At 62.9% G+C, this 12554-nt stretch carries 12 protein-coding genes; 3 read left to right on the top strand and 9 right to left on the bottom strand.

The genetic code is table 11. The features are described from left to right. Nucleotides 1-32 precede the first annotated feature (32 nt). Entirely contained in the window at nucleotides 33-1148 is a 1116-nt protein-coding gene (locus tag LG30_RS0101900; RefSeq protein ID WP_033129020.1) for a DUF5610 domain-containing protein, read from the top strand. 91 nt (nucleotides 1149-1239) lie between these two features. After that, complete coding sequence (locus LG30_RS0101895; RefSeq protein WP_033129019.1) at nucleotides 1240-1773, top strand: ATP--cob(I)alamin adenosyltransferase; 534 nt, start codon at nucleotides 1240-1242, stop codon at nucleotides 1771-1773. Between the two features lie 152 nt (nucleotides 1774-1925). Here the strand turns inward: LG30_RS0101895 and malZ are convergent, their stop codons facing one another. The 9 genes from malZ to LG30_RS0101850 form a co-directional block, all read right to left on the bottom strand. Next, on the bottom strand, nucleotides 1926-3755 hold the full coding sequence (gene malZ / locus LG30_RS0101890) for a maltodextrin glucosidase (protein ID WP_033129018.1): 1830 nt from the start codon (nucleotides 3753-3755) through the stop codon (nucleotides 1926-1928). Between the two features lie 229 nt (nucleotides 3756-3984). Next, nucleotides 3985-4833 carry an HDOD domain-containing protein gene (locus LG30_RS0101885; RefSeq protein WP_033129017.1) on the bottom strand — a complete coding sequence of 283 codons (849 nt, stop codon included), beginning with the start codon at nucleotides 4831-4833 and terminating at the stop codon, nucleotides 3985-3987. An 80-nt stretch (nucleotides 4834-4913) separates the two neighbouring features. Then, nucleotides 4914-5333: an META domain-containing protein gene (locus LG30_RS0101880; protein WP_033129016.1), complete on the bottom strand. Its 420-nt coding sequence runs from the start codon at nucleotides 5331-5333 to the stop codon at nucleotides 4914-4916. Between the two features lie 299 nt (nucleotides 5334-5632). Next, nucleotides 5633-6994 carry a molecular chaperone gene (gene yegD / locus LG30_RS0101875; RefSeq protein ID WP_033129015.1) on the bottom strand — a complete coding sequence of 454 codons (1362 nt, stop codon included), beginning with the start codon at nucleotides 6992-6994 and terminating at the stop codon, nucleotides 5633-5635. Between the two features lie 91 nt (nucleotides 6995-7085). Then, on the bottom strand, nucleotides 7086-8075 hold the full coding sequence (locus LG30_RS0101870; RefSeq protein ID WP_033129014.1) for a 2-hydroxyacid dehydrogenase: 990 nt from the start codon (nucleotides 8073-8075) through the stop codon (nucleotides 7086-7088). A gap of 77 nt (nucleotides 8076-8152) precedes the next feature. Next, nucleotides 8153-8620, bottom strand: a complete 468-nt coding sequence (locus tag LG30_RS0101865; RefSeq protein WP_033129013.1) for a CreA family protein — start codon at nucleotides 8618-8620, stop codon at nucleotides 8153-8155. 17 nt (nucleotides 8621-8637) lie between these two features. After that, nucleotides 8638-9084: an Mpo1 family 2-hydroxy fatty acid dioxygenase gene (locus LG30_RS0101860; protein ID WP_033129012.1), complete on the bottom strand. Its 447-nt coding sequence runs from the start codon at nucleotides 9082-9084 to the stop codon at nucleotides 8638-8640. A gap of 143 nt (nucleotides 9085-9227) precedes the next feature. Then, nucleotides 9228-10091, bottom strand: coding sequence for a type 2 periplasmic-binding domain-containing protein (locus LG30_RS0101855; protein WP_033129011.1), 864 nt, complete (start codon nucleotides 10089-10091; stop codon nucleotides 9228-9230). 199 nt (nucleotides 10092-10290) lie between these two features. Next, nucleotides 10291-10677 carry a TraR/DksA family transcriptional regulator gene (locus LG30_RS0101850; RefSeq protein WP_033129010.1) on the bottom strand — a complete coding sequence of 129 codons (387 nt, stop codon included), beginning with the start codon at nucleotides 10675-10677 and terminating at the stop codon, nucleotides 10291-10293. Between the two features lie 475 nt (nucleotides 10678-11152). On the opposite strand from LG30_RS0101850, the gene LG30_RS0101845 reads away from it, so the two are divergent. Beyond that, nucleotides 11153-12484 carry a glutamine synthetase family protein gene (locus LG30_RS0101845; RefSeq protein ID WP_033129009.1) on the top strand — a complete coding sequence of 444 codons (1332 nt, stop codon included), beginning with the start codon at nucleotides 11153-11155 and terminating at the stop codon, nucleotides 12482-12484. The last annotated feature ends 70 nt before the right edge of the window (nucleotides 12485-12554 follow it).

Genomic DNA, 12554 nt, shown 5'->3' with positions numbered 1-12554 from the left:
ACCGATCCACCACTATGGCGGGAGGAAGAATGATGCAGATCGATGGCATGGGCGCGGCCCAACCCAAGGGAGTGGGTGCCTCCCCCAAGGCAACCCAGACTGTCCAGAGCAAGCAGGCGGAGGAAGGGGATCAGGTCTCCCTCAACCAGCCCCCGAAATGGGCGCAGCGACTCATTCAGCAGGCGCTGCAGTTCGCGTTGGAGATCAACGGCCAGCACTATCAGGCCCCCAAGAGCCAGGAGTTCAAGCTGAGTCAGCCGGAGGCGATCACCCCGGATACCCTGTTCGATTTCGACGCGGTGGCGGACAACGTGCTGCAATTTGTCACCGGACGGCTGGGGGCGGCCCGGGCGGATGGCAAGAGCGACGACGAGCTGGCCGAGATGATGGCCCAGGCCCGCAAGGGGGTGGACATGGGCTTTGGCAGTGCCAAGGAGCAGCTCGGCAGCTGGGCCACCGACAACGAGGACATCAAGACCGGCATCGATCAGAGCTACAAGCTCATTCAGGAGGGGTTGGCGTCCTTCGAGAAGGAGTTCTTCGGCGAGGTCTCGACCACCGAGCTGGGGGCGGCCGAGATGGCCAGCCGCCAGCAGAGCTCCCTCGAGATAGAGACCCGGGACGGGGACAAGGTGATACTGCGCTTCAGCGACAGCTGGCAGTTCAAGTCCCGCAGCGAGGAGGGGGGCAGCCAGTTCAGCTTGAAATCGAGCCAGAGCTTCGACTTCTCCCTGGAGGGGGATCTCGACGGTGACGAGCTGGAGGCCATGGGCCGGCTGGTGAAGGGGCTGGACGAGCTGGCGGGCAGCTTCTTCAACGGGGATGGCAAGACCCTGGCGGACAAGCTGAACGGGTTGCAACTGGATGACAGCCAGCTGGCCTCCTACTCCCTCAAGCTCAGGCAGTCTGCCAAGCTGAGCCAGACCTATCAGGGGGCTCACTCCCTGCAAGACAGTCTGAAGCCGCTGGCGGATTACCTGCCGCGGTTGAGTCAGCTGCAGCAGCAGGCCGACGGCTTGTTGCCGGAATCCCAGCAGCAGGCGCTGACCCCGGCGGTGCTGGCGGCGCGAGGCCAGACCGGCGGGGCAGGTTTCATGGGCTTCAACCAGCGGATGCTGGAGGCCATGAGGCTGCTCGGCCAGGTCTGACGCCTATCCGTACCCTGAGCGGTTTGCCAGCCCTGTTTGCTAGACCATGGCCGGGCTGGCACACTGCCCTTTTCCTCAATCAGAAACGGCCATGAACCCCAAGAAGCCAAGAGACAAGCGCGAGCTCTGCTACCCCTTCATCTTCGAGACCCAGTTCCAGTGCGACTACGAGATCGCCACCGATGAGCTCTGCTGCCAGGTGGGGGCCGTGTTGTCACACCTTGCGCCGGATGCCGATACCCAGCCCATGCTGGCGGATCTCGCGGCCCTGCAGCGGCTCATCTACAACCTCAACGGCTCGGTGCGCGGCAGGCTCGGCATCTTCGAAGAGGATCTGGACTGGCTGAAGGGGCGTTACGATCACTACAACGAGGCGAGCCGCGGCCGGGTGACCGGCTTCGTGCTGCCCCAGGGACCCCAACCCATCCCCACTCTGCACCTGTGCCGCTGCGGCAGCAAGAAGGTGGTGCGGCTGCTGGTGCGGCTCGAGGAGAGCGGGGTGCGCTTCGATCCCATCCTCTACCGCTTCGCCAACCTGCTGGCGAACTTCTTCTTCGTGCTGACCGTCTACCTCAAGCAGTGCTGGGAGGTGCCGGAAGTGCCTTACGTCAGCATCAACTACTGATTTTGACGGCTGTGATGGATGTTTAGTGCTGCTGGATCACCTTGAATAGCGAGAAATCGCCGACAATGTGTGTCATAGCAGCACCCGTCACCCAAGCGGATCCCGCATAAAAAAACCGGAGCACAGGCTCCGGTTTTTTATTGTCGCGCCCCTTAGCTCGAGAGCAGCACCCTGGCCGAGTTGGCCGGGATGGTGAGCTGCAACTGGCCCTGCACCACCTCGAACTTGTCACCGTTGAAGGCGTCGGTGAAGCGGCTGGCGGGGCTGGCGGTCTGCCACAGGGGCAGGCTGATGGTGCGCGGCTCGGTCGGATGGCGGTTGCAGGCCACCACCACCTGATCGCTTTGCAGGGTGCGGGCGAACACATAGCTGTGGGGGCCGGCGTAGAGGGTCTGGATGTCCCCTCGGCGCAGGGCCGGGCGCTGCTTGCGCAACTGGATCAGGCGGCGATAGTGATCGTGCAGCACATGATCCCAGTCTGTGGTGTCCCAGGGGAAGCAGCGACGGCAGTCCGGATCGTTGCCCCCCGACAGCCCCACCTCGTCGCCGTAGTAGATGGAGGGCACGCCGATATAGGTGATGAGCAGGGTGGCGGCGAGCCGCATGCGCTGCTTGTCCTCCCCCAGCAGGTGGAGGAAGCGGGCTGTGTCGTGGCTGTCCAGCAGGTTGAACTGGGCCAGCTGGTTCTTGAACGGGATATGGGCCCGGGCCAGCTTGAGCCATCTGTCCAGCTCCTCGGCGCTGATCTTGATGGGGTGATAGGCGATGTCCTGCCCCGCCAGGAAGGCGCGAATGGGGTGGGCGAAGCCGTAGTAGTTCATGGCACCGTCCTCCTGATCCCCCTGCAGCCACTGGCTCGCCTCGAAGAAGTGCTCGCCGAGCACATAGGCGTCCGGGTTCTCCTGCTTCACGGCGCCGCGAATGGCACGCACATGGCCGCGGTTTCCTTCGGCGGTGCCGCGCTCCCCCAGCATGTGGATGACGTCGAAGCGCCAGCCATCGATCTGGTAGGGGGCACGCATCCAGTGGCGCAGGATGGCGTTGTCGGCCCGATAAACGGCGTCTTGCACCTGCTCGCTTGAGAAATCCAGCTTGGGCAAACTGCGAATGCCCTTCCAGCTGACATAATCCCCTTCGCTGTCGAAGGTGTAGAAGCTACGCCAGGGGGAGTCCGGGTTCTGCTGGGCCCCCTGGGGCGGGCAGAACCAGGGGTGCTCGGTGGAGGTGTGGTTGACCACGGCGTCCAGTATCACCCTCATGCCGCGCTGGTGCAGGTTGCGGGTCAGCTCGGCGAACTGCTCGTTGGTGCCGAGGTGCGGGTCGACCTTGAAGTAGTCCTGGGTGTCGTACTTGTGGTTGCTCGGCGAGTCGAAGATGGGGTTGAGGTAGAGCGCCGTCACGCCGAGGGATTGCAGGTAGTGCAGCTTGGCGTCGATCCCCGCCAGATCACCGCCGTAGAATTCGCAGGCGGCATGCCCTTCCTCGTGGCGGCTGACCGGCTCCCCCCAGGCCTTGCTGATGACGGCCTTGCCCTTGTACTGATATTCGTGGTGCCGCACGCTGAGGGAGGGATCGCCGTTGCAGAAGCGGTCGGGGAAGATCTGGTAGAACACCTGATCCTGCACCCAGGCCGGTGGCTGGTGCTGGCCGTTGAAGCGAAAATGCTGCTCCCGAGGTGGCATGGCGGCGCTGACGCCCGCCCCGTGCAGCCACCATTGCTGGTCGTCGGTGAGGCACTTGAAGCAGTAGAGATGAATGTCCTGCCCCCTGGCCAGCGGCAGCTCGAGCTGCCAGACCTGCAGCCGGTCCCGGGTCGAGACCGGGCGCATGGCCAGCAGGTACTCCTCGTTGTCCGGCTCGTGGCGCAGCCACACCTCCCGGATAGGCGCGTCCAGCTCGCTGAACAGGGTGAGCAACAGGGCATCGGCACGCTCTTTGAACCAGGGTGCCACCTGGGGATGGAACAGGAAGGGAGGGGTCATGGTGTCCACTGCGTCAGAGGGTCGGCGAGGGCCATATTACTACCCCGTTCGTGAGATTGTGTGTATTGACCGACCAGAATGAGACGGCGATCCGGCTCCTGCTGATCGGCCGTTATACATCTACTGGGTCAGCAAATCGGCCAGGGCATTACCCTGCTCGTGCAACTGCTCGAGTTGATCCGCCAGAATGAGACGGGGATCCGGCTCCTGCTGATCGGCCGTTGTACATCTACTGGGTCAGCAAATCGGCGAGGGCATTACCCTGCTCGTGCAGCTGCTCGAGCTGATCCGCCAGGGTGGCAGGATCCAGCCCCAGCTCATCGGCCAGTGGCTTGGGGAAGCGCGCTATGATGGCCTGGGCCGGCACCCCGGCATGCCAGGCGAAGGAGACGAAGACGGCGAGCCGGATCAGCACGGCCTCCTTGCTGACCGGCTGATAGGAAAGCGGGTCCAGTTGCTGGGCGATGGCGTCGACGAAGGATTCCGACAGGTTCCAGCGTCGTGCCAGCTCGGCGCCGAGCTGGGCGTAGTCGAACCCCAGCATCTCCCGCTGGGCCTCGACTCTGCTGCTGCCCTTCTCGATGGCCAGGCTGATGAGCTCGGCCTCCTCCGGCAGGGTGCTCTGGATGAGCAGTTCGCCGATGTTGTGGATCAGGGCGCAGGTGAAGGCGGTCTCCGCATCCACCACCTTGGTCTGCTGGGCCAGGGTGCGGGCTATGGTGGCGACCTGGAAGGTCTGGGTCCAGAAGCGGTGCTTGTCGAAGCTGGGGGGAGCCTTGAAGCTGCTGATGATGCCGGAGGCGACCACCACGGAGCGCAAGCGGTTGAAGCCGAGCCGGATCACTGCCTGCTCGATGGAGGTGACCTCGTTGCCCCGGCGCAGGGCGGCCGAGTTGGCCATCCGCAGCACCTTGACGCTGATGACCTGATCCATGGCGATCTTGGCCGCGATCTCGTCGATGCGGGCGTTCTCGTCATTAAAACTCTGCATCAGCTCGTGCAGCAGCTTGGGGATTGTGGGCAGTTGTTTGATCTTGTCAAACAGGCGATCCATCGACATGGCTGAGGCAGCCTCCATTGCGAACAGTGCCTCATATTGTGCCACAGCCTGACCAGTTGTTCCTGTATGGCGTCTGGTTTCGTGAGCCCTGGAGCCTCCTAGAACACCCAGTCCCGCAGCCTGTATTCCAAACGGTGCTGTTTTCCCTGCAAGATCAGCGTCTGTGTCGTCCCGCTCAGGGTGGCGCCCTCGGCCAGGGTGGCGAGCACGGCCTGCTCTATCTGATCGAGCTGCGGCGGGCAGGCCATGGCGGTGCTGCCGAGGCTGGTGACCCAGAACTTGCCATCTTCGAGGTGGCCCTGGCCGAAGTAGCGGTTGCAAGCGGCGATGCCGTTGACGGTGAAGTGTTCACCTATCTCGAGGTCGGGCGGGTTGTCACGGGGGCTGGCGACGGCCTGGCCATCCAGCTTGTCGAGCACCCAGTGGTGGTGCTGCAGATCTTGCGAGGCGAAGCGGGGAGCACTGCTGCAGGCGCTGAGCAGGAGCAGGGCGAGCAGCAGTAGCAGAAATCTGGGCATGGAAGGGGCTCCGGTGATGGGAGCGACAAGCATACCCGTGCCATGGCCCGGGAGGCAGGGCGAGGGTGGGCCGGCCCGACCGCTTCTGTCGCCCTCAGGGGAAGGGGGGTGTCGGTAAATGGCAACACCCGCCCCGGGCGAGCCTCGTTTCAGGCAGCAGGGGGCGCCCATGGACCCCTGCCGCTACCTCAGCCGGCGAACAGCCGCTCGGCGTAACGGGCTAGACCCGAGGCCACAGAACCGAAGTCATCCCCTCCTTCCAGAGGGGATGTGGTGGGTAGCCTTTGGCATGTCGGGGATCAGCCGGCGAACAGCCGTTCGGCGTAGCGGGCAAGGCCCGAGGCGACCGAACCGAAGTCATCCCCTCCCTCCAGAGGCACTGCGGGCAGCTTCTGGCGAATGAAGGCCTTGATGAGGGGGGAGCGGGCGCTGCCACCTGTGACGAAGACCCGGTCCGGCGACACGCCGGCGGCATCGATCGCCTCGTCCATCAGCTCGCCGATCTTCTCCAGCAGCGGCGCCGAGGCGCTGGCCAGTTGCGCGCGGCTGAGCTCCGCCTCCAGCCCCTTCTCCAGCTCGTTCAGGGTCTGGCGATTGAGCTCGTGATCGGACAGGGCGATCTTGCCCTGCTCGGCCCGCCACACCAACTGGTGGCTCAGCTTGTGGGCGCGCAGGCTGGCGAGGCGCGGGAGCTTGCTGCCGGGCCCGCTGTCGAGCTGCAGGTCCTGCAGCTGACGGGCGGTATCCAGGCTGTAGAAGCGGCTCTGGGCGCTGACATCGTTGATGGCGGCCGCATCCCAGAACAGCGGGTGGGGCAGCGGCTTGCCGGTCTTGAGGGTCTCGTGCATGCCGAGCAGCGGCATCATGCCCTCCACCGTCAGCCGGATGTCGAAGTCGTTGCCGCCGATGCGCTGACCGCTGTGGCCGAGCAGATCGCCGCTGCGATCCAGCCGATCTCTGTGGCTCGGGCCCATGCGCAGCATGGAGCAGTCGGTGGTGCCGCCGCCGATGTCCACCACCAGCACCACCGCATCCTCGTCGAGGCGTGCCTCGAACTCGAAGCCGGCCGCCACCGGTTCATACAGGAATTCCACCTGCTCGAAGCCCGCCAGACGGGCCGCCTCGGTCAGGATGGCGATGGCCTGACGGTTGCTCTCTTCCCCCGCCAGCCCCTGGAAGTTGACCGGGCGACCGATGACGGCGCCGCGCACCGGTTGGCCCAGCTGTTGCTCCGCCTCGCGGCGCACGTGCAGCATCATGGCGCAGACGATGTCTTCAAACAGGGCGATCTGGGGGGCCTTGAGGCCATAGGCACCGAGGAAGGACTTGGGTGACTTGATGTAGTAGCCGTCGTCCGGCTCTTCCAGGTAACGCTCGAGGGCGGCGGCCCCGAAGCTGAGCTCATCGATCAAGCCCTCTTCGCGCATCTGGCGACGCACCGCCTGGGCACGGGGCACCACGGGGCCGCGCAGCTTGAGGTATTCCTGCTGCTGGGCCGGTGCCAGCCCTTCGGCCAGCAGGCCGGCGATGGCCTCTCTGTGGGGAGCGTGCAGGGTGGAGGGCAGATAATGGGAACCGCACAGGCTCAGCAGCCTGGGGCTGCCTTGTTCCATCACGGCGACGGCACAGTTGGAGGTACCGTAATCAAATCCGACAAACATGGCGGCCAGGCTCCTGAGTAAAAAAGGGCTGGTAGCCTACCCGATGGCGCCGGGTCTCACAACCCGGCGCCCGGTTTATTGCGCGGAAAGCTTATTCCACCTCGTTGTCGCTGCGGCCCTGACGCTCGATGGCCTGGATGTTGCTGAGGGTGGTATCGGCGATGGCGTGCAGCGCCTCCCGGGTCAGGAAGGCCTGGTGACCGGTGAACAGCACGTTGTGGCAGGCGGAGAGACGGCGGAAGACGTCATCCGTGATCACCTCGTTTGACTTGTCCTCGAAGAAGAGATCCTCCTCCTCCTCGTAGACGTCCAGCCCCAGGGCGCCGATGCGGGACGTCTTGAGGGCCTCGATGGCGGCGTTGGAGTCGAGCAGGCCGCCACGGCTGGTGTTGATGATCATCACCCCGTCCTTCATCTTGGCGAAGGCCTCCTTGTTCAGCAGGTGGTAGTTCTCCTTGAACAGCGGGCAGTGCAGGCTGATGACGTCGGACTGGCGCAGCAGGGTGTCGATGTCCACGTACTCGGCGCCGAGATCCAGCGCGGCTTGGCTCGGGTAGGGATCGCTCACCAGCAGGCGCATGCCGAAGCCCTTGAGGATACGCAGGGTGGCGATGCCGATCTTGCCGGTGCCGACGATGCCGGCGGTACGGCCGTGCATGTTGAAGCCGACCAGCCCCTCGAGGGAGAAGTTGGCGTCGCGGGTGCGCTGATAGGCCTTATGGATGCGGCGGTTGAGGGTCATCATCAGGCCCACCGCGTGCTCGGCCACCGCCTCCGGTGAGTAGGCTGGCACCCGCACCACTTTCAGTCCCAGCTCCTTGGCGGCGACCAGATCCACGTTGTTGTAACCGGCGCAGCGCAGGGCAATCACCTTGGTGCCGTTGGCGGCCAGCTCGGTCAACACCTCCCGGTCGGCGTCATCGTTGACGAACAGGCAGACCACGGGGAACTGGTGGGCGAGGCGGGCGGTCTTGGCCTCCAGCCGCACGTCGAAGAACTCCAGCTCGAAGCCGTACTGACTGTTGGCCTGGTTGAAGTGTTCCTTGTCATAGCTCTTGGTACTGAAAACGGCGACTCTCATGATGCGCTCTCCGCAGGTTTCGATGTGGTTAAATTACAACAACTCGCGCCCTTCATCACGGGATAAATGGTGGGGAATTAGCCCCAGGGCATGATGGGAACGGCGCTCACCGCGCTTTTATAAGAACCATCCACTAACTTGGTGCTGTAAGTCAGATAAACCAGGGCATTACGTTTTTCGTCGTAAAAACGCACCACTTTCTGCTCCTTGAATACCAGGGAGGTGCTGACATCGAACACCTCTTCCCCCGCCTTCAACTTGGCGGGCAGGGTGATGGGGCCCGTCTGGTGGCAGGACAGAGACGCGTGGGAGGGATCCTCCGCCAGCCCGAGGCCGCCCTTGACGCCCCCGGTCTTGGGGCGCGCCAGATAGCAGGCGACACCGGCGATCCTGGGGTCGTCGAACGCCTCCACCAGGATCTTGTGGTTGGGGCCGACCAGCTGGAAGGCGGTGCTCACCTCGCCGATGGGATCGGCCTTGTCCGCGAGGGCTGGCCCGGCGAGCAGGGGGGTCAGCAGCAGTGGCAGCATGCGTTGATACGACATCAAGATTCCTCCTGGCCTCAATAGGGGAGGCCCAAGCGACGATAGAGGCTGGCCAGCACCCAGGCGGGGCCGATCAGCAGAAATTGCAGGTCGGCGAGGAAGGAGGGGCGCTTGCCCTCGATCTGGTGGCCGACAAACTGGGCTATCCAGAGCAGCACGAAGCCTGCCAGCGCGGTTAGCAGCAGAGGCCCCTGCCACAGGGCGCAGACCAGCAGCCCGAGGCCGGTGAAGGCTGCCATGCCCAGAAACAGGGGAAGGGACAGCCGCAGATAAAACAGCAGCACAGGCACGGCCGCCAGCATCGCCCAGTTGAGCCCCGCTGGCAGCGGCCCCTGGGGAAGGCACCAGAGCAGGGCGAGCCCGCACAGGTAGATGCCGGGCACCGCCACCTTGTGAATGGCGATGTTGACCGGGTGGCGGTGGCTCTGGCCGTAGTCGTTGAACCATTGTTCGAGTCGTTTCATGGCACCTCCCTGGTGCTGTGGGTGAAACTCATCGCCCGCCTCTCCCTGGCGGGCACCAGACCTGTTGTGACCTCATGGGGCCCCAGGCTGTGATCGTGCTGTGTCACTGCCCTGCCGGAAGATCGTCTCCCTGCGTCAGCGCTTTACTGCCCTTGCCGGGGTGGATATTCCCAATATTGGGCCGGAATGCTCCTGAGCAAGGGGGTCATGTCCGGATTGACAAGCGGGATGCTGACCCGCTGATCCAGGTTCGCGCTGGCCAGGGCCTCACGGATCTTGGGGTTCTCGTGGAAAAACTTCATGAAGCTGCCGTCGGCGTAGGCCCGCTCTAGCCCGAGCTGGAGCGCCTTGGCCAGCTTGGGGTACTCGGGGCTGACGAAGAAGAATTCGGCGAAGGGGTAGCGCAGCAGCAGGTGCTGCTCGACGGCGAGGTTGGGATACTGGGCCACCAGTTCGGCGCGCTCGGCGAAGATCTCCACCAGGCTGCGCGGGAAGAAGTCGAGCTTGTCGCCGTCGTTGATGAGGCGAAACAGGTTACTGTAGCGACCGGCATAGGTGGGGATGCCCGCATGCTCCAGGATCTTGTTGTCGGCCCAGCCGACCCCCTGCGCCGCCTTCAGTTTCTTGAGATCCGCCAGGGAGTTGACCTGGTTGAACTTCTCCTGGGCGTCGCTGTGGATGAAGGAAATCCTCAGCCCTTCCAGGCCGCGAAACAGCGGGATGGGGACAGGGATGAGGTAGGATTCGAGGGTGCTGGAGGTGCCCATCCAGAACACATTGATGGTTTTACCCCGACGCAGCTCTTGCTGCAGGCTGTATTGATTGAGGTTGAGTTCGACCCGCTCCAGCTTGAACGGCTGCCCGGCGCGATCGAGCGCTAGTTCCAGCAGCTTGAGCTGGTATTCGTTGTCGAGGTCATTGATAGGCCGGCTGGGGACCTTGACGGTGAGAGTCTGTGCTTGTGCCAGCAGTGGCAGGCACAAACACAGCCTGATGAGCCATTTCACTCTCTGCTCTCCTGATAGATTCCGGGACTTGCCCGGAGTCTATCAGAACTTGTTCACGATCTGATGTCGACGCCATGATCCAGGCGCAGGTGTCGCCAGCTATCCCTGTCTATCCAGGGTAACGGCTCTCTTCACCTGCCGGAGGATGGTCACCCGCTGGAGGCGGGCTCACTACCGATCGGAACCGTGCCCGGCAGGATCAGGCGACGCGGCGGAACACGTGGGTGTCGTTGAATTCCTTGGTGCTCTGGCACTCGACACAGAAGCGGGACTCAGGGCGTGCCTGCAGCCGCTTGAGGGAGATCTCGTCACCGCAGGATTCGCAGTAGCCAAAGTCTCCTTCGTTGATGCGTTTCAACGCCCCTCTCAGCTTGCGCAGATGCAACTTGTCGTGCTCGATGCGGTTCAGCTCCAGACGGCGGGCTTCCTCGATGCTGGCACGGTCAATTTCATCAGCCATCTCGTTGGTATCGGTGGCGATGGCCTGGCTGGCTTGGGAGTTGAGACGTTCTTCGAGCTCGATGATTTGTCGCTCGATCTGCCCCTTGTAAAAGGCCAGTTGGTCTTCAGTCATGAAATCACACATACGGTTAGCTACCAGTCAGTTTCCCAATTTTTCCCATTTATGGGGGCTGTCTGCCTGCAGACCAAGCCCTCGTATCCCGATTTGCACCAAATCCATGCAGGAGAGTGCAAATCAGGGCGGGCCTTGTACCAAAAAAAAGCACGGATGCAAAGCACATCGGGTAAGGATTGTGCGCCCTTGCAAAGAAATACCCCTGTTCCGACAGGGGCTGACTGAGTATCACCCTGAATTTGTCCGCGATTGGCATCGGCTTTGCAACTTGGGTTTGCAGTAGCTTGATAGGGATACAAGGTGTTTAGTATTTGGTGTCGGCCTGGTCATTATATAGGCCAATGTTTATAGTTTTTTAAACACCACCGCTTGACAAAGGCCCTTATCGCGGGCTTTTATGGTGTTGCTGATTACATTTATTTAACAAGGGTGTTCCTTATATTAGACACCCTTGCCTATGACAACCGTAGAGTCGGGGTTTAACATGGACAGTATCAAGGGCTGGATGGAGAGCAATCGCATCACTGAGGTGGAGTGCCTGTTCCCGGATTTCACCGGCAATGCCCGAGGCAAGATCATTCCAGCCAATAAATTTCTGCGCGAAGGGGGCATGCGGCTACCCGAAGTCATCTTCACCCAGACGGTGACTGGCGAATATCCGGATGACGACAGCATGATTGACCCGCTGGAGCGGGACATGCAGCTCTATCCCGATCCCAACACCATTCGCTTCGTCCCCTGGGCACTGGAGCCGACCGCTCAGGTGATCCACGACTGTTTCGACATCAATGGCAAGCTCATCGACATAGCGCCGCGCTCCGTGCTGCGCCGGGTCCTGTCATTTTACGAGAAACAGGGCTGGAAGCCGGTTGTGGCCCCCGAGCTCGAGTTCTATCTGGTCAAGCGCAACGAAGACCCCGACTATCCCCTGGTGCCGCCGATCGGCCGCAACGGCCGCCCGGAGACCGCCCGCCAGTCGTTCAGCATCGATGCGGTCAACGAATTCGATCCCATCTTCGAGGACATGTACGACTACTGCGAGGCGCAGGAGCTGGAGGTGGACACCCTGATCCACGAGTCCGGTGCCGCCCAGATGGAGATCAACTTCCTGCACGGTGACCCCATCGATCTGGCGGATCAGGTGTTCCTGTTCAAGCGCACCATGCGTGAAGCGGCGCACAAGCACGGCATCTACGCCACCTTCATGGCCAAACCCATGAGCGAGGAGCCGGGCTCCGCCATGCACATCCACCAGAGCCTGGAGGATGCGAACGGTCGCAACCTGTTCGGTACGGAGAATGGCGGCAATACCGAGCAATTCATGCACTTCATCGCCGGGCTGCAGAAATACACCCCGGCGGTGACCGCGCTGCTGGCACCGAACGTCAACTCCTACCGCCGCCTCACCTTCGGCGAGAGCGCCCCGCGCAACGTGCAGTGGGGGGTGGAGAACCGCACCTGCGGGCTGCGGGTGCCCTTCTCCGAGGCGAGTGCTCGCCGGGTCGAGAACCGCTTCGCCGGGGCCGATGCCAACCCCTATCTGGCCCTGGCCGCGACCCTGGCCTGCGGCTACCTCGGCATGCTGGAGAAGCTGGAGCCGCTGCAGGAGATGAAGGCGAGTGCCTATGATCTGCCCTACAGCTTGCCCCGCTCTCTGGAGGAGTCCCTCAGTCATCTGGAGCAGTGCGAGGCCATCAAGGACATGCTAGGCGAGCGCTTCATCCGCGCCTTCGTCGCGGTCAAGCGCAAGGAATACGAGACCTACTTCGGGGTGATCAGCCGCTGGGAACGGGAATTCCTGCTGCTGAACGTGTGATCCCCGGGCGCGAGACGCGCCTGACCGCCACAGGGAGAGACCAGCACCGGTCTCTCCCGCCCATGACTCA

Origin of the sequence: Aeromonas aquatica, assembly GCF_000764655.1 — a bacterium.
Taxonomy (GTDB): domain Bacteria; phylum Pseudomonadota; class Gammaproteobacteria; order Enterobacterales; family Aeromonadaceae; genus Aeromonas; species Aeromonas aquatica.
Note: the sequence above shows the minus strand (reverse complement) of the source record. Positions and strands in the feature narration are given on the sequence as shown.